Source organism: Actinomadura sp. (assembly GCF_044508335.1).
Classification (GTDB): Bacteria; Actinomycetota; Actinomycetes; order Streptosporangiales; family Streptosporangiaceae; genus Spirillospora.
The window spans coordinates 17,044-37,004 of sequence record NZ_JBIQHY010000063.1; the positions used below are offsets into that span (position 1 = coordinate 17,044).

General features: G+C 74.1%; 20 protein-coding genes. 8 read left to right on the top strand and 12 right to left on the bottom strand.

Annotated features, from left to right (window positions below):
* Positions 1-95 precede the first annotated feature (95 nt).
* Positions 96-1,118 carry an SPFH domain-containing protein gene (locus ACIWVC_RS20955; protein ID WP_396449374.1) on the bottom strand — a complete coding sequence of 341 codons (1,023 nt, stop codon included), beginning with the start codon at positions 1,116-1,118 and terminating at the stop codon, positions 96-98.
* Positions 1,115-1,570 carry an NfeD family protein gene (locus ACIWVC_RS20960; RefSeq protein WP_396449375.1) on the bottom strand — a complete coding sequence of 152 codons (456 nt, stop codon included), beginning with the start codon at positions 1,568-1,570 and terminating at the stop codon, positions 1,115-1,117. Before ACIWVC_RS20960 ends, ACIWVC_RS20955 begins: the two co-directional genes overlap by 4 nt.
* Before the next feature lie 147 nt (positions 1,571-1,717).
* On the opposite strand from ACIWVC_RS20960, the gene ACIWVC_RS20965 reads away from it, so the two are divergent.
* Positions 1,718-3,931 (top strand): molybdopterin oxidoreductase family protein, encoded by a 2,214-nt coding sequence (locus ACIWVC_RS20965; protein WP_396454453.1) that lies wholly within the window; start codon positions 1,718-1,720, stop codon positions 3,929-3,931.
* A gap of 105 nt (positions 3,932-4,036) precedes the next feature.
* On the top strand, positions 4,037-4,954 hold the full coding sequence (locus ACIWVC_RS20970) for a Rieske 2Fe-2S domain-containing protein (protein WP_396449377.1): 918 nt from the start codon (positions 4,037-4,039) through the stop codon (positions 4,952-4,954).
* A gap of 8 nt (positions 4,955-4,962) precedes the next feature.
* Here ACIWVC_RS20970 and ACIWVC_RS20975 read toward each other — a convergent pair whose 3' ends face one another.
* The 3 genes from ACIWVC_RS20975 to ACIWVC_RS20985 all read right to left on the bottom strand — a co-directional run bounded on the left by ACIWVC_RS20975 (position 4,963) and on the right by ACIWVC_RS20985 (position 6,934).
* Entirely contained in the window at positions 4,963-5,202 is a 240-nt protein-coding gene (locus ACIWVC_RS20975; protein ID WP_396449378.1) for a hypothetical protein, read from the bottom strand.
* Between the two features lie 79 nt (positions 5,203-5,281).
* A complete protein-coding gene (locus ACIWVC_RS20980) occupies positions 5,282-6,061 on the bottom strand; it encodes a sulfite exporter TauE/SafE family protein (RefSeq protein WP_396449379.1) in 780 nt (259 codons plus the stop codon).
* Between the two features lie 84 nt (positions 6,062-6,145).
* Positions 6,146-6,934 (bottom strand): ABC transporter ATP-binding protein, encoded by a 789-nt coding sequence (locus tag ACIWVC_RS20985; protein WP_396449380.1) that lies wholly within the window; start codon positions 6,932-6,934, stop codon positions 6,146-6,148.
* A 221-nt stretch (positions 6,935-7,155) separates the two neighbouring features.
* On the opposite strand from ACIWVC_RS20985, the gene ACIWVC_RS20990 reads away from it, so the two are divergent.
* On the top strand, positions 7,156-7,923 hold the full coding sequence (locus ACIWVC_RS20990; protein WP_396449381.1) for a hypothetical protein: 768 nt from the start codon (positions 7,156-7,158) through the stop codon (positions 7,921-7,923).
* Between the two features lie 81 nt (positions 7,924-8,004).
* Here ACIWVC_RS20990 and ACIWVC_RS20995 read toward each other — a convergent pair whose 3' ends face one another.
* From ACIWVC_RS20995 to ACIWVC_RS21015, 5 genes are all read right to left on the bottom strand, one after another.
* The gene (locus tag ACIWVC_RS20995) at positions 8,005-8,697 is read right to left on the bottom strand and encodes an RDD family protein (RefSeq protein ID WP_396449382.1); all 693 of its coding nucleotides are present in this window, start codon (positions 8,695-8,697) and stop codon (positions 8,005-8,007) included.
* An 89-nt stretch (positions 8,698-8,786) separates the two neighbouring features.
* Positions 8,787-9,191, bottom strand: a complete 405-nt coding sequence (locus ACIWVC_RS21000; protein WP_396449383.1) for a DUF2752 domain-containing protein — start codon at positions 9,189-9,191, stop codon at positions 8,787-8,789.
* 456 nt (positions 9,192-9,647) lie between these two features.
* Entirely contained in the window at positions 9,648-10,433 is a 786-nt protein-coding gene (locus tag ACIWVC_RS21005; protein WP_396449384.1) for a PP2C family protein-serine/threonine phosphatase, read from the bottom strand.
* Between the two features lie 36 nt (positions 10,434-10,469).
* Positions 10,470-11,159, bottom strand: coding sequence for a response regulator (locus tag ACIWVC_RS21010; protein WP_396449385.1), 690 nt, complete (start codon positions 11,157-11,159; stop codon positions 10,470-10,472).
* The gene (locus ACIWVC_RS21015) at positions 11,156-12,295 is read right to left on the bottom strand and encodes a GAF domain-containing sensor histidine kinase (RefSeq protein ID WP_396449386.1); all 1,140 of its coding nucleotides are present in this window, start codon (positions 12,293-12,295) and stop codon (positions 11,156-11,158) included. The genes ACIWVC_RS21010 and ACIWVC_RS21015 overlap by 4 nt, the downstream gene beginning before the upstream one ends.
* A gap of 202 nt (positions 12,296-12,497) precedes the next feature.
* On the opposite strand from ACIWVC_RS21015, the gene ACIWVC_RS21020 reads away from it, so the two are divergent.
* The 5 genes from ACIWVC_RS21020 to ACIWVC_RS21040 all read left to right on the top strand — a co-directional run bounded on the left by ACIWVC_RS21020 (position 12,498) and on the right by ACIWVC_RS21040 (position 19,183).
* Positions 12,498-13,166 carry an SDR family NAD(P)-dependent oxidoreductase gene (locus tag ACIWVC_RS21020; protein WP_396449387.1) on the top strand — a complete coding sequence of 223 codons (669 nt, stop codon included), beginning with the start codon at positions 12,498-12,500 and terminating at the stop codon, positions 13,164-13,166.
* Between the two features lie 23 nt (positions 13,167-13,189).
* Positions 13,190-14,536 carry an MFS transporter gene (locus ACIWVC_RS21025; RefSeq protein ID WP_396449388.1) on the top strand — a complete coding sequence of 449 codons (1,347 nt, stop codon included), beginning with the start codon at positions 13,190-13,192 and terminating at the stop codon, positions 14,534-14,536.
* Entirely contained in the window at positions 14,533-15,549 is a 1,017-nt protein-coding gene (locus ACIWVC_RS21030) for an S-adenosylmethionine:tRNA ribosyltransferase-isomerase (protein WP_396449389.1), read from the top strand. Before ACIWVC_RS21025 ends, ACIWVC_RS21030 begins: the two co-directional genes overlap by 4 nt.
* 63 nt (positions 15,550-15,612) lie before the next feature.
* Positions 15,613-16,812, top strand: a complete 1,200-nt coding sequence (serB, locus tag ACIWVC_RS21035; protein ID WP_396449390.1) for a phosphoserine phosphatase SerB — start codon at positions 15,613-15,615, stop codon at positions 16,810-16,812.
* 121 nt (positions 16,813-16,933) lie between these two features.
* The gene (locus tag ACIWVC_RS21040; protein ID WP_396449391.1) at positions 16,934-19,183 is read left to right on the top strand and encodes an FUSC family protein; all 2,250 of its coding nucleotides are present in this window, start codon (positions 16,934-16,936) and stop codon (positions 19,181-19,183) included.
* 7 nt (positions 19,184-19,190) lie between these two features.
* Here the strand turns inward: ACIWVC_RS21040 and ACIWVC_RS21045 are convergent, their stop codons facing one another.
* Complete coding sequence (locus ACIWVC_RS21045) at positions 19,191-19,658, bottom strand: SixA phosphatase family protein (protein WP_396449392.1); 468 nt, start codon at positions 19,656-19,658, stop codon at positions 19,191-19,193.
* A 90-nt stretch (positions 19,659-19,748) separates the two neighbouring features.
* Positions 19,749-19,871, bottom strand: coding sequence for a hypothetical protein (locus ACIWVC_RS21050; protein ID WP_396449393.1), 123 nt, complete (start codon positions 19,869-19,871; stop codon positions 19,749-19,751).
* Between the last annotated feature and the right edge of the window lie 90 nt (positions 19,872-19,961).

A 19,961-nucleotide genomic window follows, 5' to 3' on the forward strand; every position in this document is an offset into this window, starting at 1 on the left:
TCGGCCAAGCATGGCACGTTAACGCAGGGAGGCGACCACCTGGAACCCCCTATAGGGGGCGGCCCCGCCCGCGTCCAGGTGGCCGAGGCCGAAGATCAGGCCGGTTCCTCCCGGCCGTTGGGCCGGCCGGTGGTCAGCTCGAAGGGGACGTCCGCTTCGGGAAGTTCTTCGGGGCCGCCCTCGGCGGGCTTCGCGTCGTCGCGCGGCTTGCCGGCGTCGAACGGCTTCGCGTCGTCGAGGCTGCCGCCGAAGGCGTGGCTCACGGCCTGCAGGGCGTTCGTCACCTCGCTCGGGATGACGAAGAAGGTGCTGCCCTTGCCCTCGGCCAGTTTCGGCAGGGTCTGGAGGTACTGGTAGGCGAGGAGCTTCGGGTCCGGGTCGGCGGCGTGGATCGCGTTGAAGACCTGGGTGACCGCGGCGGACTGGCCCTCGGCCTCCAGGATCGCGGCCTGCCGGGTGCCCTCCGCCTTGAGGATCGTCGACTGCCGCTCGCCCTCCGCGGTGAGGATCGCGGAGGCGCGGGCGCCCTCGGCGGTGAGGATCGCGGCGCGCTTCTCGCGCTCGGCGCGCATCTGCTTCTCCATCGCGTCCTTGATGGACGGCGGCGGCTCGATCGCCTTGATCTCCACGCGGGTGACGCGGATGCCCCATTTCCCGGACGCGTCGTCCAGCACGCCGCGCAGCGCCGTGTTGATCCGGTCCCGGGACGTCAGGGTGGCCTCCAGGTCGAGGGTGCCGATGACGTTCCGCAGGGTCGTCGCGGTGAGCTGCTCGATCGCCTTGATGTAGTTCACGATCTCGTAGTCGGCGGCGCGCGGGTCGGTGACCTGGAAGAACAGCACGGTGTCGATGTGGACGACGACGTTGTCCTCGGTGATGACCGGCTGCGCCTTGAACGACACCACCTGCTCGCGCAGGTCGATCAGCGGTTTCACCCGGTCGACGAACGGGAAGACGAAGCTGATGCCGGGTTCGAGGGTGCGGTGGTAGCGGCCGAGGCGCTCGACGTTGCGGGCCCGCGCCTGCGGGACGATCCACACCGTCCGCATCACCGCGGTGGCCAGCACGGCCGCGCCGCAGATCGCGGCGATCAGCAGGGCGATGGCGATGTCGGTCATGGCGACTCCTCATCCGTTCCGGACGAGACCGGATAAAGCAGGGCCGTTGCCCCTTCGATGGCGAGGACGTCGGCGGTGGCGCCGGCCGGGATGACGAGGTCGGGATCGTAGGGACGGGCCGTCCACTCCTCGCCGCCGATCCGGGCGCGCCCGCCGCGGCGGGTGACCTCGGTGAGCGTGTACGCCTCGCGGCCGACCAGCGCGGCCGTCCCGGAGCGCAGCGGCGGCGGCTGCCTGATGTGGCGGGTCGCGATGGGGCGGAGGACGCCGATGCCCGCGACCGACCCGACGGCGAAGACGGCGGCCTGCGCGGCGAGCGGCAGGCCCAGCGCGCCGGTCAGCCCGGCGGCGATCGCGGCGACGGCCAGGATCCCGAGGGCGAACGTGAGGGTGAGCAACTCGGCGATTCCGAGCAGCGCGGCGAGCAGCAACCAGGCGACCCACGGCTCCATAGCAGCTCCCTAGAGGCTGCCGAAAGTCCTCACCTTCAAAGTAACTCCCAAATGTCCGTTACGGCCATGCCTGGGGGGCGGCCATGGTGCGGGGGCGGCCGACCGGTCATCATGGGGCCGACGGTCCCGTTCACAAGGAGTGTCTCGATGGGCGACCGCACGGCGTTCCGCACCTGTCCCCTCTGCGAAGCCCTGTGCGGGCTCGAACTGACCCTGGACGACGCGGGAGCCGTGACCCGCGTGCGGGGCGATGACAAGGATCCGTTCAGCAAGGGCTTCATCTGCCCCAAGGGCGCGACGCTCGGCCGCCTCGACGGCGACCCCGACCGGCTGGCGGAGCCGCTGGTCAACGGCGAGGCGGCCGGGTGGGACGAGGCGTTCGCGGCCGTCCGGCAGGGGCTCGCCGACGTCATCGGGCGGCACGGCCGGGACGCGGTCGCCGTCTACATCGGCAACCCGACCGCCCACTCGATCGCCGGGCCGCTGTACGGCGGCGCGATCGTGAAGGCGCTCGGCACGCGCAACCTGTTCACCGCCAGCACCGCCGACCAGATGCCGAAGCACGTCTCGTGCGGGCACATGTTCGGCGACCCGCTCGCGATCCCGGTGCCCGACCTCGACCGGACGCGGCATCTGCTGATGCTGGGGGCGAACCCGCTGGAGTCCAACGGGAGCCTCGCGTCGGCGCCCGACTTCCCCGGGCGGCTGAAGGCGATCAAGGCGCGCGGGGGCAAGGTCACGGTCGTCGACCCGCGCCGCACCCGGACGGCCGCGCTGGCCGACGAGCACCTGTTCATCCGCCCCGGCACGGACGCGTTCTTCCTCATGGCGCTCGTGCACACCCTCTTCGCCGAGGACCTCGTCGACGACCGCCTGGCCGGGCGGGTCAACGGGCAGGACGACCTGCGCGCCCTCGCCGTCGACTTCGCCCCCGAGCGCGTCGCGTCCAGGACCGGCATCCCGGCGGACGCGATCCGGCGGACGGCCCGGGAACTGGCCGCCGCGGACCGCGCCGCCGTCTACGGGCGCATCGGGACCTGCACGCAGGCGTACGGGACGCTCAACAGCTGGCTCGTGGACGCCCTGAACGTCCTCACCGGGAACCTCGACCGGGAGGGCGGCGCGATGTTCCCGCGCCCCGCGCACGCGCCCGTGTACCGGCGCCGCAAGCCGTTCACGACCGGGCGGTGGCGCAGCCGCGTGCGCGGGCTGCCCGAGGTCAACGGCGAGTTCCCGGTCGCGACCCTCGCGGACGAGATCGAGACCGAGGGCGAAGGCCGGGTCAGGGCGCTGATCACCATCGGCGGGAACCCGGCGCTGTCGGCGCCGAACGCCGCCCGGCTCGACCGCGCGCTCGCCGGGCTGGAGTTCATGGTGAGCGTCGACCCGTACCTGAACGAGACGACGCGGCACGCGCAGGTGATCCTGCCGCCGCCGCGCCCCGCGCAGACGCCGCACTACGACATCGCGCTGACCGGGCTCGCCGTCCGCGACTACGCGCGCTACTCGCCGCCCGTCGTCCCGCTGCCGGACGGGCGCCCCAGCGAGGCCGCCATCCTCGGCCGGCTCGCCATGATCGCGTCCGGGTCGGACGGCGACCCGGCCGCCCTCGACGAGATGATCATCACCTCGACGCTGGCGAAGGCGACCGCGCTCGAAGGCTCCCCGGTGCACGGCCGCGAACCGGACGAGCTGCGCAAGATGCTCGACACCGGCACGCTCACCGAGCAGCGGCTCGACATGATGCTGCGCCTCGGCCCCTACGGCGACGGCTTCGGCGCCGACCCGTCCGGCCTCACCCTGACCCGGCTGCGCACCGAGCACCCGCACGGCCTCGACCTCGGCGCCCTCAAGCCGCGCCTGGACGAGGTGCTCTGCACCACGTCCGGCCGGATCGAGCTGTGCCCGCCCACGTTCGCCGCCGACGTCGACCGGCTGCACGCCGCCCTGCGCGACGCCCCGGCCGGCGGGATGGTCCTGATCGGGCGCCGCCACCTGCGCTCCAACAACAGCTGGCTGCACAACGTCCCCGAACTGGTGCGCGGATCGAACTCCTGCACCCTCCAGCTGAACCCCGCGGACGCCGACCGCCTCGGCGTCAGCGCGGGCGACACGGTCCGGGTCACGTCCCGGACGGGCAGCGTCGACGCCGTGGCCGAGCCCACCGACACCGTCATGCCCGGCGTCGTCAGCCTGCCGCACGGGTGGGGCCACGACCGTCCCGGGACACGGGCGGCCGTGGCGCGCGAGCACGCGGGCGTCAACGTCAACGCCGTCACCGACGAACAGGAGATCGACCCCCTGTCCGGCAACGCCGTCTTCAGCGGAGTACCCGTCACCCTGGCGCCCGCGGCGCCCTGACCCCGTGGTTTAGCCCCTCCCGGCCGCAGGTAGGTATGACTGGCCGCTGGCGAACGCGGAAGACTAATGTCGCACCAGGCGTCTCATGACCGCGGAGGAGGGGACATGCCCCGACGGGTGAACATATTCCGGCGCGGGTCCCGGCCCCAGACGTCCGCGCGGCTGGCGGACGCCCCCGACGCGCTCGCGCAGGCGAGCGGTTTGGACCGTACCATCCGCGTCCTGTCCACGGCCGTGCGCCGCACGGTGCACCCGGGGCCGGTCAAGGACGCCCTGCACGGCGTCCCGCTGGGCCATCCCGCGCACCCGCCGCTCACCGACGTGCCCTTCGGGCTGTGGCTGTCCGCCGCCGTCCTCGACCTCGTGCCGGGGACGCGGCGCGCCTCGCAGGCCCTCGTCGCCGCCGGGCTCGCCGGCGCCCTGCCGACCGCCCTCACCGGCATCGCCGACTGGGGCTCTTTGCACCGCGAGCAGCAGCGCGTCGGCCTCGTCCACGCCGCCGGGATGGCCACGACCGGCCTGCTGTACTCGGCGTCCCTGGTGGCCCGCTACCAGGGCCGCGACGCCGCCGGCCGCGCGTTCGGCTTCGCCGGCCTGTCCACCCTGCTCGCGGGCGGCTTCCTCGGCAGGCACCTCGCCTTCCGGCAGGCCGCGGGCGCCAGCCACGCCGAGAAGGTCGGCCACCTCGTCACGCTCGGCTGGCACGACGTGTGCTCCGCCGCCGACCTCCCCGACGGCTGGCCGGTCACCCGCCGCCTCGGCTACATCAACCTGTTCGTGCTGCGCATCGGCGACGACGTCCACGTCCTCACCGACCGGTGCAGCCACCTGGCCGGCCCCCTCCACCAGGGCCGCATCGTCAACGACGACAACGCCGACGTCTGCGTCGTCTGCCCCTGGCACGGCAGCACTTTCCGGGTAGCGGACGGCTCGGTCGTCCACGGCCCCGCGACCGCCCGCCAGCCGGCCTTCGAAACCCGGGTGACCGAAGAGGGCACCCTCCAGGTCCGCCCCCTGGTCTGAACCGCGGCCTATGACCCGTCGGCCGGCGGCGCGTCCGACGCGGGGTGCTCCACGAGCGCGAGGACGCGGCTGGACATGAAGCGGGCGGTCCGCACCGCCGTGCCGGTGCGGGTCACCTCGCTGACCTCGACGATCCCACGCCGGTTGGCGATCTCCACGCGGCGCCCGGCGCGGGTCGCGGTCACCTCGTAGGTCCTGGTGGCCGAGCCGCCGACGTCCACCACGATCTCGACCCGGTCGCCCTTCATCCGCGCCGCCCTCCCATGTTCGAACGCACGTTCGATATATACCCGGAACAGGGGCCCGGCAATCCTGCGGCGGCGCGGGTCAGTTGGTCAGCAGCTCGAAGATCGCGATCGCGCCGACGGCCACGATCACGCCGCGCAGCATCAGCGGCGGGATGCGCCGGCCGAGCCGCGCGCCGAGCAGCCCGCCGACGGTGGAGCCGACCGCGATCAGCAGCACCGCCACCCAGCTGATCTCCGTCCGGCCGAGCAGCCACATCACCGTGAACAGCAGCGCGGCCGTGCCGTTGACGATGGCCGCCATCGCGTTCTTGACGCCGTTCAGCACCTGGAGGTCGTCGTCCAGCGCGATGCCGAGCAGCGCGATCAGCACGATGCCCTGCGCGGCCCCGAAGTACCCGCCGTACACGCCGGTGCCCAGCACGCCCAGCCACAGGACCAGGCCGCCGTCCGGCCGGTGCGCGGCCTCCCCGTCCCGGCGCGCCTTCAGCCACGCCTGCAGCCGGGGCTGGACGACCACGAGCACCAGCGCGATCAGGATCAGGCCGGGCACGATGACGTCGAACGCCTCCGGCGGCAGCGCGAGCAGCAGCAGGCCGCCCGCGATCGCGCCGATCAGCGACGCGGTGCCGAGCCGCAGCAGCCGGCGGCGCTGCCCGCGGAGCTCCCGGCGGTACCCGTACGCGCCGCTGATGTTCCCCGACACCAGGCCCACGTTGTTGGAGACGTTCGCCATCACCGGCGGATACCCGAGCGCGACCAGCGTCGGGAAAGTGATCAGCGAGCCGGAGCCGACGATGGCGTTGATCCCGCCGGCGGCGACCCCGGCGGCGAACACCGCGGCCGCGTCAAGGACGTCCAAGGAGCACCCACTCTGGTCCCACGATTACGCAATGCCCCACGATGGTAGGTAACGCCGCAGTTCACCGCGCGGGCAGGGTGCGTTTCAGCGCAGAGAGCGGGCGTACCAGCGCCCGTTCTGCCGGTCGACGGCCAGCGGGAGCCCGAACGTCCCGGACAGGTGCTCCGGCGTGAACACCTCGTCGACCTTGCCCTGCGCGACGATCTCGCCCGCGCGCAGGAGCAGCGCGTGGGTGAAGCCCTCGGGGACCTCCTCCACATGGTGCGTCACCATCGCCATCGTGGGCGCGGCCGGGTCGGCGGCCAGGGCGGCGAGGCGGGAGACGAGGTCCTCCCGGCCGCCGAGGTCGAGGCCGGCGGCGGGCTCGTCCAGCAGGAGGAGCTCCGGGTCCGGCATGAGGGCGCGGGCGATCTGGACGCGCTTGCGCTCGCCCTCCGACAGCGTGCTGAACGTGCGGCGGACCAGGTCGGCGCAGCCGAGCGCCTCCAGCAGCGCGACGGCGCGGTCCACGTCGGTGGAGTCGTACTCCTCCCGCCAGCGGCCGATGATGGCGTACGAGGCGGTCAGCACCAGGTCGATGACCGTCTCGCCGGCCGGGACCTTCTCCGCGACGGACGAGCTGGCGATGCCGATGCGGGGGCGCAGCTCGAACACGTCGGTGCGGCCGAGCTCCTCCTCCAGGATCTCGGCCGTGCCCTCGGTGGGATGCATCATCGCCGCGGCGATCTGCAGCAGCGTCGTCTTCCCGGCCCCGTTCGGGCCGACGATGACCCACCGCTCGCCCTCGTTCACCGTCCATGTGACGCCGCGCAGCAGGGTCGCCGCGCCGCGCCTGACCCCGACTCCGCGGAGCTGAAGTACCTCGCCGGCCATGCGTGCCTTCGTCCCCAATCCGGGTGGTCCGTGATCTCGGTCTCAGGAAAGAACCTATGTGATGCGGGACGGCCGCGGCTCCCCGGATCCCCGGTGGAAACGGCGGTCCCACCGCGCTCCTCCGCCGCGATAGGTCCCTTACGTCCGGTGGAACAGGCGATCCGAGCGCTTATCGTGGTTCGCATGCCCGTTGCGGAGAGTCCGAGAATGAGCACGACAGTATGAGCGGGGCCGTAGCGACGTCCCTGGTCGCCTGGGGCAACGCCTGGCTGACCGGGCACGTCGGCCTGGACGAGGCGGTCGACGCGGTCGAGAAGGCCGCCGGGCCGCAGATCCTCGGCGGCGAGCCCGCCGAGGTGACGCTGCGCCGCGGCCTCGGCGACCTGCGCGTCGGCGGCCTGTCGGCGCTGCGGCTCGCGCTGCCCGAGCCCGGCGACCCGCTGGGGCTGACCGGGCCGCCCGCGTTCAACGCCGCGGCGATCGAGGCGGGCGCCGCGGTCGTCGCCGTCCTGGACGGCCGGGCCATGGGCCTCGTCCCCGCCGAGGACCGGCGCGGCTCGTCCTACGTCGGCGTCCGCTGGACGCCGCACGAGGCGTCGGCGGCCCTGCCCGACGTCCCGTCCCTCGCCGAGGCCGACCGGCGGCTCACCCTCGCCATGCGGGACGCCACCGAGGCGCTGCTGACCGTCGACGACTTCGCGGGCGTGCCGCCCGAGATCGCGGACGCGCTCGTCGACCTGCGCGACCCCGAGCGCGGCGGCCACCCGCTCGCCCCCGGGCACCCTGCCCGCGCGCACCGCGTCGCCGCGCTCGCCGGCCGGCTGTCCCGCGTCGTCGACCTGGCCCGGCGGCTGGACGACCGCGGCCTCAGCGCCGACCAGATGCGCCGCCGCGGCGAGGCCCTGCGCCTCCTGGACGCCGCCGTCCGCCGCGCCCTGGTCGCCGCCTGCAACAGCGCGTTCGACCCGGTCCCCGGGACCGAGCGCTAGCGGGCACGGGCGGACGAGCGCCCCTCTCGACGCGAAACGGGGCGCCCCCGGCCGAGGGCGCCCCGTTCTCGCGGTCGTGGGTCAGGCGCGGACCACGATGGTGTTGCAGATCTTGTCGGCGAAGGTCTGCTTGCGGTCGTCCCACAGCGGCCAGAGGAAGCCGATGTAGCACAGGAAGCTGTCCGCGATGTGGGCGAGCTTCCGGACGAACGCCATGCCGAAGCCGATGGGCTGGCCGGTCTGCGCGCTGACCAGGCGGATGCCCATCTGGCGCTTGCCGATGGACTGGCCGGTGGTGCCCTCCTGGTAGCAGATCCAGAGGCCGCCGGCGATGGAGAGGGCGAAGCCGACCAGCATGAACAGCAGGCCCAGCACCGCCGCGCCGCCGCTGCCGGAACTCGTCAGCAGCAAGCTGAGCAGGTAGAGGACGAAGACCGGACCGGCGAAGATCAGGTAGTCGATGATGTAGCCACCCGCACGCGAGCCCCACTCGGCCAGCTGGCCGGTCGAGCCGTAGTGGTGGTGGTGGATCTCCTGGTAGCCGGGCTGCGCGGGCGCCGCCGGGGCGCCGTAGCCGGGCTGGGCCGGAGGCTGCTGGCCGTACCCGGGCTGCGCCGCGGGCTGGCCGTAGGCCGGCTGCGCCGGCGGCTGGCCGTAACCGGGCTGCGCCGGGGGCTGGCCGTAACCGGGCTGGGCCGGGGGCTGCTGGCCGTACCCGGGCTGCTGCTGCCCGTAGCCCGGCTGCTGACCGTACGGGTCGTAGGGGTTACCCACACTTGCTCCTTATTGATTGACCCTTTGGTATATGTGACGCCCGCCGGACCCGGTGGGCTCCGCAAGTCTGGCCGAGGATCGACCTCGGCTCAAACCCGGAGGACTCCCAACCGGACGAGCTGCCACAGCTCCGACCCCACGAGGACGGTGCCGAGCATCCAGGCGCGGGTCTTCGGCTGGAGTGCCCACCACCGTCGTCCCAGGCCCAGCGGTGCGGCGGCGACGGCGATCGCGCCGGTCAGAGCGACCGGGTTCGCGAGGACGGCCTGGGCCGGGCGGCCCGAGCCGAGCTCGATGAACACGGTCGTGCCCCCGCACATGGGACACGGGATTCCGGTGAGCGCCCGCAGGGGACAGAGCACGCCGGGGTCGTTGACGCGGTGGATCCATGACGCGCCGATGGCCGCGACGGCCATCGCCGCAACGCGCAGCACCGCGCCCATGGGGCCGTGCCGCGCTGCGGTGAGGGTCCGGCTGACGATCCCCCCGAGCACACCGACCGGTGCACCGGTGGCCGCCGCCCCGGGCGCTCCCCCCAACGAATCCTCCGCCTCGATGACAGACAGGTGAGTGACCCGTATACCGGGTGCACCCGGAGCCCGGTCAAGTCCGGGCAACGATCCGCGATAGGACCGTTACCGAACGCGCACTGACACCACTCCACGGGCAAGAGTAAGACAAATCGCCAGGTACGTGGGCGCTCTTTCACGCTAAGAGTTCATGAATTCGTCCGGACGGCGGACGCGGGGAAGGCGATGGCCCGTCTGGCGGAGCAAGGGTGGGGCGGGAGGGAAGGGACAGGGCGCGAGTGAGGGCGCGAAGGGCGTGGCGGGGTCTCGGGCGGTGCTGCGGCCGGATGCGGACGCCGGTCGCCGGCACCGGGTGCTGCGGGCTCGGGCACGCGCGTGCGCTCCGAGGGCGCGGGCCGCTCCCGCCTGGAGGGGTGGGGCTCAGGACTGCGCGGCGGCGCCGACGACGATGGGGCCCTCGCCGCCGTGGAAGTGCTCGGCCTCGACGACGTCGGCGATGACCGCGGTGATGTTGTCGGGGCCGCCGTTCTCGCGGGCCAGCTCGATCAGCCGGTCCACGGCGCGCTGCGGATCGGCCTCCGCCGACACGACCTCGTAGATCGCCTGCGCGTCGACCGGGCCGCTCAGGCCGTCCGAGCACAGCAGGTACCGGTCGCCGAGCCGGGCCTCGCGCAGCCGCAGGTCGGGCTCGCGGTCCTCCCGGCCGTCCAGCACGCGGTAGAGGACGTGCGACAGCCGCGACGTCTCGGCGGGGTCGGCCTGCTGGCCCTGCTCCGCCGCCTCCGCTTTGAGCAGCTCGTCCATGGTGTGGTCCTGCGTCATCTGGAACAGCTCGCCGTCGCGCAGCAGATAGCCGCGCGAGTCGCCGACGTGCGCCAGCGCCACGGACTCGCCGGACCAGAGCATCGCCGTGAGCGTGGTGCCCATCCGGCTGAGGTCGGGCCGTTCCTCGCGGACGATGCGGAGCTTCTCGTTGGCCTCGGCCACGGCGCGGCCCAGCACCTCGACAAGATCGTCCTGGGGGGCGGCGGTGTCGAGCGAGCGCAGCGAGCCGATGACGGTCGAGCTCGCGACCTCGCCGCCCGCATAGCCGCCCATGCCGTCCGCGACCGCGATCAACCGCGCACCGGCGTAACCGGAGTCCTCGTTGTTCTCCCGGTTGCACCCGATGTCGCTGCCTGCTGCGTACCTGATTGCTACGTTCATACCGATTTCGATGACGATCCTGTCAGAGGAGTTTTATCAGTAGCGGACGGTGGATTCCCCGGTTTCCCCGGCCGCGCCGGACGTTCCGACACCGTGCCGGACCGCGTAGAGCGCCGCCTGCGTCCGATCCTGGACTCCCAGTTTCATGAGCAGATTACTGACGTGCGTCTTGACCGTCTTCTCGGACACCACGAGAGCGCGCGCGATCTCCCGGTTGGACCTGCCTCGCGCGATGTGCACGAGCACCTCCCGTTCCCGTTCGGTCAGCGCGGCCAGGCCGCGGTCGTCGTCCCGTCCGGCCGTCCCGTCCCGCAGCATCGCCTCGGCCGCGTCCGGCGCGAACAGGACGTGCCCGTCGTTGACCGCCCTGATCGCCTGGACGAGCGCCTGCGGGTCGACGTCCTTGTACAGATACCCGGCCGCACCCGCCTGCACGGCCGGCAGCACGTGGCCGCGCTCCGTGACGCTGGTGAGGACCAGGACCCGTGCCTTCACCCCACGAGCCCGCAGCTCCGTCAGCGCGGCCAGACCGTCGGCGCCCGGCATCTTGAGGTCCAGGAGCACGATATCGGGCTCCAGGGATTCGGCCAGTGTCACGGCCGACGCGCCGTCCCCGGCCTCGCCGACGACCTCGATGTCGTCCTGGATGCCGAGGAACGTGCGCAGGCCCTGCCGGACGACCGGGTGGTCGTCGGCGATCAGCACCTTGATGGTCCCCGCGCTCACAGCGGCACCTCCAGCCGGACGGTCGTGCCCTTCCCCGGCGCGGCGTCGATCGTGAGTGCGCCGCCGATGGAGTATGCCCTGTCGCGCATGGAGGCGAGCCCGAGCCCGCCCTGCGGGTCGGAATCGGACGCGTCGAAACCGTCCCCGTCGTCGGCGACCTCCAGCAGGGCCCGCCCGTCCTCCACGGCGAGGCGGACCTCGACGGTCTCCGCGCGGGCGTGCCGCAGCGCGTTGTACAGCGCCTCCTGGGTGATGCGGAACGCGACCGCCTCGTGCTCCTCCGGCAGGACGACGGTCTCGTCCGCGGCGAGGCGGACCGTCGCCTCGTGCGCCCGGTCGAGGACCTCGACGTGCTTGCGCAGCGACGCGACCAGGCCGTCCGCGAGGTCGGCGGGCCGCAGCTCCCAGATCACGGCGCGCAGCTCGGCGAGGGCGTCGGCGGCGAGCCGCTCGACCTGCTCCAGCTCCCGGACGGTCCGCGCCGGGTCGCGCTCGGCCAGCGCGGACGCGGTGCGCGCGGTGAGCCGCAGCGAGAACAGCTTCTGCGCGACGGCGTCGTGCAGCTCGCGGGCCATCCGGTTGCGCTCAGCGACGACCGTCAGCTCGCGGTTGTGCTCGTAGAGGCGGGCGTTCGCCATCGCGATCGCCGCGTGCGCCGCGAACAGGGTGAGCACTTCCTCGTCGTCCTCGGTGAAGCCGCCCGGGGTCCGCTTGTTGGCCAGGAAGATGATGCCGAGCACGTCCTCGCCGTCGCGGATCGGGACGCCGAGGAAGTCCTTCAGGACGGGATGCGCGACCGGCCAGCCCTCGAACTCCGGCTCCCGGCGGATGTCGCTCAGCCGCTTCGGCGCGTCGCCCTTCAGCATTGCGGCGAGCATGCCGTGCTGGCGGGGCAGCGGGCCGATCCGCTCCCACTGCTCGTCCGAGACGCCCGCGACGACGAACTCGGCGAACGAGCCCTCGTCGTCGGGGACGCCGAGCGCGGCGTACCGGGCGTCCAGCAGCCGGGCGGCCGCCCGCACGATCACCTGCAGGACCTCGTGCACGGACAGGTGCCGGGTCACCGCGAGCACGGCGGAGCTCACGGCGTGCAGGGTCGCGCCCTGGCCGTCCCGGCGGCCGCCGTCGGTCTCCATCCCGGCCTCTCGTTCTCCCCCCGCGAGCGCACTGCGGTGCCCACTTGTGAAGACCGTACTCTCTGGGCGGGTCTTCCCGAATCAGCCTGGACGAGGATCGGTGTTCTCCCGGACGGGACCCTGGTCCTAGGACCATCTGACCAGCCACCCGGGAACGGCCGGCCGATGCCCCGGGACGGCACCCGTTCCTAGCGTCGGAGGCATGAGAACGGCACTGATCACAGGTGGTTCGCGGGGGCTCGGCCGGGCGCTCGCCCGGGAACTGGCGCGGGACGGCTGGACCCTCGTCATCGACGCGCGCGATCCCGCCGCGCTGGCGGCGGTCGCGGAAGAGACCGGCGCGACCGCGATCGCGGGGGACGTCGCCGACCCCTCGCACCGGGCCGACCTCGTCCGGGCGGTGCCGGGCGGGCTCGACCTGCTCGTGAACAACGCGAGCACCCTCGGCCCGACGCCGATGCCGCGGCTCGCCTCGCTGCCGGTCGGCGACCTCGCCGAAACCTTCGCGACGAACGTGCTGGCGCCGCTCGCACTGATCCAGGGCTTCCTACCGGGCCTGCGGGGGCGGCGCGGTGCGATCCTCAACATCACGTCGGACGCGGCCGTGGAGGACTACGAGACGTGGGGCGGCTACGGGGCGTCCAAGGCGGCGCTGGAGCAGCTGTCGCACGTCCTGGCGGCCGAGGAGCCGGACGTCGCCGTCTGGTGGGCCGATCCCGGCGAGATGAACACGGACATGCTGCGCGCCGCCGGGGAGGACGCCGACGCCGCGCCGCCGCCGTCCGCGGCCGCCGCCGCGCTCCGCCGGCTGATCGGCTCCCGGCCGCCGAGCGGCCGGTACCGGGTGGCCGACCTGGCGGAGGCGCGATGACGGCCGTCCTCGATCATGAGCGGATGCCCGCTCCGGGGCGGGGCGTGCTCTCCGCCGGGTTCCGGGGGGCGACGTTCGGGATCGTCCTCGTCGTCACGCTGCTGGCGTTCGAGAACATGGCCGTCGGCACCGTCATGCCGGTGGTGGCGGACGACCTGGACGGGCTCGCGCTGTACGCGTGGGGCTTCAGCGCCACGCTGATCATGAGCCTGCTGTCCACGGTGCTCGCGGGCGGCTGGGTCGACCGGTCCGGCCCGTCCCGCCCGTTCCTGATCGGGCTCGGCGCGTTCGTCACCGGGCTGGTGGTCGCGGGGGCCGCGCCGTCCATGGGGCTGTTCGTGGCCGGCCGCGCGGTGCAGGGCCTCGGCACCGGCGTCTCGCTCGTGTCGATGTACGTCGTGATCGCGCGGGTCTACCCGGAGGACCTGCGGCCCCGGGTGTTCGCGGCGCTGTCGGCGGCGTGGGTGCTGCCGTCCCTGATCGGCCCGGCGGTCGGCGGGATCGTCGCCGAGCACGTCGGCTGGCGCTGGGTGTTCCTGGGCCTCGTCCCCCTGGTGGTCCCGCCCGTCCTCGCCCTGGTGCCCGCGCTGCGCGGCATCGGCCGCCCCGCCGGGGAGAGCGCCCCGGCGGGCGGCGGCCGGGCGGGGGAGCGCGCCCTGGCGGCCGTCGCGGTCGCGGCGGGCGCGGGGCTGCTGCTCTACGGGCTGGACGGGACCGGCCGCGCGGCGCTCGCGGCGGCCGCCGGGCTCGCCGGCCTGGCGTTCGGCCTGCCCCGGCTGCTGCCCGCCGGGACGCTCCGGTTCCGGCGCGGGCTGCCCAGCGTCGTCCTGGCCCGCGGCCTGCTGTCCGGCGCGTTCGTCGGCGCGGAGGTGTTCATCCCGCTCGCCCTCATGCGGCTGCACGGGTTCAGCGCGGCGGAGGCCGGGATCGTGCTGACCGCCGGATCCCTGGGCTGGTCGGTCGCGGCGCAGGTCCAGGGCAGGTCCGCGCGGTCCCGCGAGTTCTATGTGCTGCTCGGCGCGCTGTGCATCATCGCGGGTGTCGGCTCCGCCACGGTCGCGCTCCAGGTCTCCGGATGGGCCGCCGTCCCCTCGTGGATCGTCGCGGGGGCCGGGATGGGCTTCGCGATCGGCAGCCTGTCCGTCCTGCTGCTGCGGCTGTCGCCCGCGGGCGAGCAGGGCGTCAACACGTCCGCGATGCAGATCGGCGACACCCTCGGCTCGTCCCTCGCCGTCGGCGTCGCGGGCGCCCTCGTCACCGCCTTCGGCGCCGCCCGCCTCGGCACCGGCCTGGCCGTCGCCGGGACGCTGTGCGCCGCGATCGCCGCGGCCGGCGCGTTCGCCGCCCTGCGGCTGGAGGTCCCGAAATGACCGTCGAGTTCACCCTGCCCCCCTCCCTGGAGGCCCACGAGCCGCCGGAGGCGCGCGGCCGCGCCCGCGACGGCGTCCGCCTCCTGGTCTCCCGGCGCGCGGACGGCTCGGTCGCCCACCGGGCGTTCCGCGACCTGCCGTCGCTGCTCGACCCGGGCGACCTCCTCGTCGTCAACACCTCGGCGACGCTGCCCGCCGCCGTCCGGCTCGACCGGATCAGCGTGCACTTCTCCACCCCGGTGCCGGACGCCGGGAACCGGATGTGGCTCGTCGAGCTCCGCCGCCGCACCGGCAAGGCCACCCGCCCCTACTCGGGCGGCTGCCCCGGCGAGTGGATCCCCCTGCCCGGCGGCGCGACCCTCACGCTCGTCCGGCGGCGGACGAAACGCCTGTGGGAGGCCCGGCTGAGCACCGACGTCGTCCCCTACCTGCGGCGGCACGGCGCGCCGATCAGGTACGGGTACGTCCGCCGCGACTGGCCGGCCGCCGCCTACCAGACCGCCTTCGCCCACGACCGCTCCGCGGGCGGCGCGGAGATGCCGAGCGCGGCCCGCCCGTTCACGCCGGACCTCGTCACGCGCCTCGTCTCCCGCGGCGTCCTGATCTCCCCGATCACCCTCCACACCGGCGTCGCGTCCCCGGAGGCCCACGAGCCCCCGTACACCGAGCGCTACAGCGTCCCGGAGCCGACCGCGGCGCTGGTGGAGCACGTCCGCGCCCGGGGCGCCCGGGTGATCGCCGTCGGCACGACCGCCGTGCGCGCCCTGGAGACGGCCGTGGACGCCGCGGGACGCGTGCGGGCGTCCTCCGGCTGGACCGAGCACGTCGTGACCCCTGAGAACGGCGTCCGGGCCGTCGACGGCCTCCTCACCGGCCTGCACGAGCCCAGGTCGTCCCACCTGATGATGCTCGCCGCCATCGCGGGCCGCGACCTGCTCGCCGCCACCTACGAGGCCGCCCTGGCGGAGCGCTACCTCTGGCACGAGTTCGGGGACCTCAACCTGATCATGTAGCGTCCCGCATGCTGGACCTCGCCGACGGCGCGCATGTCACGGCCGGTACCGTGGATGACAGTTATGGACGGGTCAGCGCAGCGCACGCTGCTCATCACACTCACCGGACGCGACCGCCCCGGCGTGACATCGCGTCTCTTCCGGACACTCGCGGAATTCCCGCTCACGGTCGCCGACGTGGAGCAGGTCGTGATCCGCGGCCGCCTCGTCCTCGGCGTCCTGCTCGCCTACAGCGAGGGCGCCGACATCGGACGCGTCTGGAACGCCGCCGAGCACGTCGCGAACGACCTCGACATGGAGATCGAGCTCTCCACGGGCCGCAACCGGCGGATGCCCAAACGGATCGGGCGGCTCCACGTCACGGTCCTCGGCTCCCCCCTCAAGCCCGCCGCGATGGCCGGGATCGCGGGGCGCATCTCCGCGCACGGCGCGAACATCGACCGCATCGAGCGGCTCGCGCAGAACCCCGTCACCTGCATCGAGATGGACGTCTCCGGCGCCGACCCCGACGCGCTCCGCGCCGCCCTCACCGCCGAGGCCGCCGAGCAGCAGGTCGACGTCGCCGTCCAGCAGAGCGGCCTCAGCCGGCGCGCCAAGCGCCTCATCGTCATGGACGTCGACTCCACCCTCATCCAGGGCGAGGTCATCGAGCTGCTCGCCGAGCACGCCGGCTGCCTCGACGAGGTCGCCAAGGTCACCGAGGCCGCCATGCGCGGCGAACTCGACTTCGAGGGCTCCCTCCGCGAGCGCGTCGCCCTGCTCGCCGGGCTGGACGCGTCGGCCATCGACGACGTCCGCGGCAAGCTCCGCCTCGCCGCGGGCGCCCGCACCATGGTGCGCACCCTGAAGCGCCTCGACTACAAGTTCGCGATCGTCTCCGGCGGCTTCACCCAGGTCACCGACGCCCTCGTCGACGACCTCGGCATCGACTACTCCGCCGCCAACACCCTGGAGATCGTCGACGGCAAGCTCACCGGCCGCGTCACCGGCCGCGTCATCGACCGCGCCGGCAAGGCCGCCGCCCTCGAACGCTTCGCCCGCGAGGCCGGCATCCCCATCAGCCAGACCGTCGCCATCGGCGACGGCGCCAACGACCTCGACATGCTCCAGGCCGCCGGCCTCGGCATCGCCTACAACGCCAAACCGGTCGTCCGGCAGGCCGCCGACACCGCCGTGAACGTCCCCTACCTGGACACGATCGTCTTCCTCCTCGGCATCTCCCGCGAAGAGGTCGAGGCCGCCGACGCCGCCGACTCCCGCTGAGCCCCCTTCCACCGCGCCCCCGTACGGGTCGCATGCCATAGGCGGGTGATCATCGGGGTACGGGTGAGGCGCGGGGTGGACGATCTCCGCGGGCGGGCTAGCGAAGGCGGAGGGGCCGGCGGTGCTGAAGCGTGCGCGGGAGGCGTACGTGCAGGCGAACGGGCAGGCGAGCCCCATGTACGGGGCGGCCGCCGCCCTCGCGGTGGCCGTGCCGCTGATCGCCGGGGCGCTGACCGGGCACGCCGCGCAGGGCTCGATGATCGCGCTCGGCGCGTACCTGGTGGCGCTGCGGGCGCCCGAGGGCCCGTACGGGGCGCAGGCGCGCAGCCTCGCGGTCGGCGTCGCGGTCGTCGCGATCGGGGCGGCGGTCGGCGGGCTGCTCAGCGGGCACCTGTGGCCGACCGTGGTCGTCGTCCCGCCGCTGATCGCGCTCGGCGTCGCGGTGCCGCGGATCGGGTCCACGGCGGGGCTGGCGGTGCTGCTGAGCGCCGTCCGGCCGCCGTCCGCGGACGTCCTCGCCGTCGGGCTGCTGGAGCTGATCGGCGGGCTGCTCACCGCCGGGCTGCTGCTCGCGCCGTGGCCCGCCCGGCGGCTGCGCCCCCTGCGGGCGTCGCTCAGCGAGTGCGCCGACGCGGTCGCCGAGGCGCTCGACGCCGTCGCGGAGGACGTCGGCGCGCACGACCCGGAGCCGCTGGAGGCCGTCGAGCTCACCGACCCCGACCTGCTGGCCGTCACGCGGGTGCCGGACTGGGAGAAGAAGCGGCGGGCCGCGTCGGAGGCGCTGACGGCGGCCCGCGCCACCTACCGGCTGTACCGGACCGGGCGCGGCAGGAGCGACCCGACGCGGCCCGAGCGGCTCATCGACGGGCTGGCGCGCGTCCTGCACGAGACGGTGACGCTGCAGGCCGTCCTGGAGGCGGCGAAGAACTATCCGCCCGACCGGGAGTGGCGGCTGGAGACGCAGACCGCGATCTCGGCGCTCGCCGCGCGGCTGCGGCTGCTCGCCGGCGGGATCGCGACGGCCGGGGAGGCGCCGCTCGGCCGGGAGGAGTCCGCGGCCGTCCGGCGGATGGGGCGGGCCGCCGAGCAGATCCGGCGCGCCGGGCTCGCCGGCGACGAGGACCTCATCGCGGTCGCGCTGATCAGCCAGGTCCGGCGCTCCATCGACCGCATCGCCGGCGAGGTCGCCGCCAACCGCCGCATCGTCGCGGCCGGCCTGCGGATCGGGCTCGGGCCGCCGCGGATGCCCGGCACCCTCGACCCGATGCCGGTGTGGGAGCGGGCGCGGCGCGCCGTCCGCACCAGGTCCCCCGCCTTCCGGCAGGTGTCGCGGGTGTTCGTGACGGCCGTGGCGTCCATGGCGGTGGCCGCCGCGGCGGGCCTCTCGCACGGGCACTGGGCGACGATCACCGCGATGCTGAGCCTGCGCGCCACCTACGGCGAGACCGTCGACCGGCTCGTCCAGCGCGTCGGCGGCACCGCGGCCGGCGCCGCCATCGCCGCCGTGATCCTCACGCTCGCGCCCGGGCAGGTCACCGTCGCCGTGATCGCCTTCGTGTTCGCGATGGCCGGGTTCGCGATGCGGTCGGTCAACTTCGCCTACTGGGCGCTGTTCGGGACGCCGCTCGCGATGATGCTGCTCGACTTCTCCACCCCCGCCGACTGGCGCACCGCCGGGGAGCGGATCGCGCTGACCGTCGCCGGGACGGCCATGGCGTACCTCGCCGTCCGGCTGCTGTGGCCCGCCGGGCACCTGGAGCGGCTGCCGCGGCAGCTGGGGCGGCTCCTCGACACGCACGCCGGGCTCGTCCGCTCCACGGCGGACGTCCTCGCGGGCGAGGAGACCCGGCTGCCGCACGACCGGATCGTCGCGGCGGAGCGGGCGGCGGAGGCCGTCGCCGAGACCCGCGCCCGGCTCGGCCACGAGCGGGTCCCCGACAAAGAGCTGATCGCCGAGCTGGACAGAGCCGTGCACGCCGCGCACCGCACCCGCGACCACCTCATCGCGGTCGCGCGGCTGTCCCGCGCGGAGGCCGTCGACACCGGGCCCGTCCCGGAGATCCTCGACCGGATCGCGGACCGGTTCGAGGAGACCGCGACGCTGGTGGAGGACCCGGAGGAACTCGGCGCGCAGGACGCCCGGCCGGTCGAGGAGCTGGACGAGGAGCTCGCCGACCTCGACTCGCACCTGTCCGCGATCACCCGGCGGCGGCGCGCCGAGATCAAGGCGGGCGTCGACCGGGAGGAGGTCACCCCGCTGCGGCAGGCGCTGCTGCAGGTGTCCGGCACCCGCCACACGATCCGGTCGCTGCGCCGGGACGCCGGGACGGTCGTCGAGTCGTCCCTCGCCGCCGCGGCTCCCCGCCCCTGACCGCGGATCAGCCCTTCGGGGTGCGGACGGTGCGGAGCGTGCCGAGGCCCGGCCGGGCGTCGCTCCACGCCCCCGGCAGGTCGATCACGGCGATCGCGCACGTGGGGAAGGACTCCGGGGCCCGGCCGGTGAGGTCGTGGACGAGCTGGTGCACGGACGGGTTGTGCCCGACCAGCAGCAGTGTCCCCGCTTCCTCCGGCGCCTCGGTGATCAGGGCGAGGAGCCCCTCGGGGTCGTTGTCGTAGATGCCCGGCTCGTGGCTCACCTCGGCGCCGACCGCGAGCAGGCCGAGCGTCTCGCGGGTGCGGGCGGCGGGGGAGCACAGCACGTGCTCGGGGACGAGGTCGTTCGCGCGCAGCCACTCCCCGGCCGCCGCGGCGTCGCGGCGGCCGCGGTCGTTGAGGACGCGGTCGATGTCTGCCGTGCCGAAACCGGCGACGGCCTTGGCGTGACGGAGCACGATGAGCGTGGGCATGACCGCCACACTAGGACGCCGCAGCCGCGCAGGCGGGTAAGCCGGGGCGGTGAGCGGGCGCGGTGAGCCGGGGCGGTGAGCGGGCGCCGGTCAGGGCGCGACGAGCGCGGCGAGCCCCCACAGCAGGAGGAGCACGCCGAGCATCCCGGCGAGGATGATGGCGAAGCCCTTGGCTCCCGACATCGTCGGCCTGTCGCCGCCGCTGCCTGCCACAGCGCCTCCCGATTTCCCGTACGGGGCGGAACGTCCGGCCCTCGCCCTAAGCGTACGGCCGGTGCCCCGTGGTCGGGACACGACCCCGGG

Coding starts and splice junctions, on each gene's coding strand:
- ACIWVC_RS20955 (WP_396449374.1), bottom strand. CDS start 1,118: ATGACCGACATCGCCATCGCCCTGCTGATCGCCGCGATCTGCGGCGCG.
- ACIWVC_RS20960 (WP_396449375.1), bottom strand. CDS start 1,570: ATGGAGCCGTGGGTCGCCTGGTTGCTGCTCGCCGCGCTGCTCGGAATC.
- ACIWVC_RS20965 (WP_396454453.1), top strand. CDS start 1,718: ATGGGCGACCGCACGGCGTTCCGCACCTGTCCCCTCTGCGAAGCCCTG.
- ACIWVC_RS20970 (WP_396449377.1), top strand. CDS start 4,037: ATGCCCCGACGGGTGAACATATTCCGGCGCGGGTCCCGGCCCCAGACG.
- ACIWVC_RS20975 (WP_396449378.1), bottom strand. CDS start 5,202: ATGAAGGGCGACCGGGTCGAGATCGTGGTGGACGTCGGCGGCTCGGCC.
- ACIWVC_RS20985 (WP_396449380.1), bottom strand. CDS start 6,934: ATGGCCGGCGAGGTACTTCAGCTCCGCGGAGTCGGGGTCAGGCGCGGC.
- ACIWVC_RS20990 (WP_396449381.1), top strand. CDS start 7,156: ATGAGCGGGGCCGTAGCGACGTCCCTGGTCGCCTGGGGCAACGCCTGG.
- ACIWVC_RS21005 (WP_396449384.1), bottom strand. CDS start 10,433: ATGAACGTAGCAATCAGGTACGCAGCAGGCAGCGACATCGGGTGCAAC.
- ACIWVC_RS21015 (WP_396449386.1), bottom strand. CDS start 12,295: ATGGAGACCGACGGCGGCCGCCGGGACGGCCAGGGCGCGACCCTGCAC.
- ACIWVC_RS21020 (WP_396449387.1), top strand. CDS start 12,498: ATGAGAACGGCACTGATCACAGGTGGTTCGCGGGGGCTCGGCCGGGCG.
- ACIWVC_RS21025 (WP_396449388.1), top strand. CDS start 13,190: ATGCCCGCTCCGGGGCGGGGCGTGCTCTCCGCCGGGTTCCGGGGGGCG.
- ACIWVC_RS21030 (WP_396449389.1), top strand. CDS start 14,533: ATGACCGTCGAGTTCACCCTGCCCCCCTCCCTGGAGGCCCACGAGCCG.
- serB (WP_396449390.1), top strand. CDS start 15,613: ATGGACGGGTCAGCGCAGCGCACGCTGCTCATCACACTCACCGGACGC.
- ACIWVC_RS21045 (WP_396449392.1), bottom strand. CDS start 19,658: ATGCCCACGCTCATCGTGCTCCGTCACGCCAAGGCCGTCGCCGGTTTC.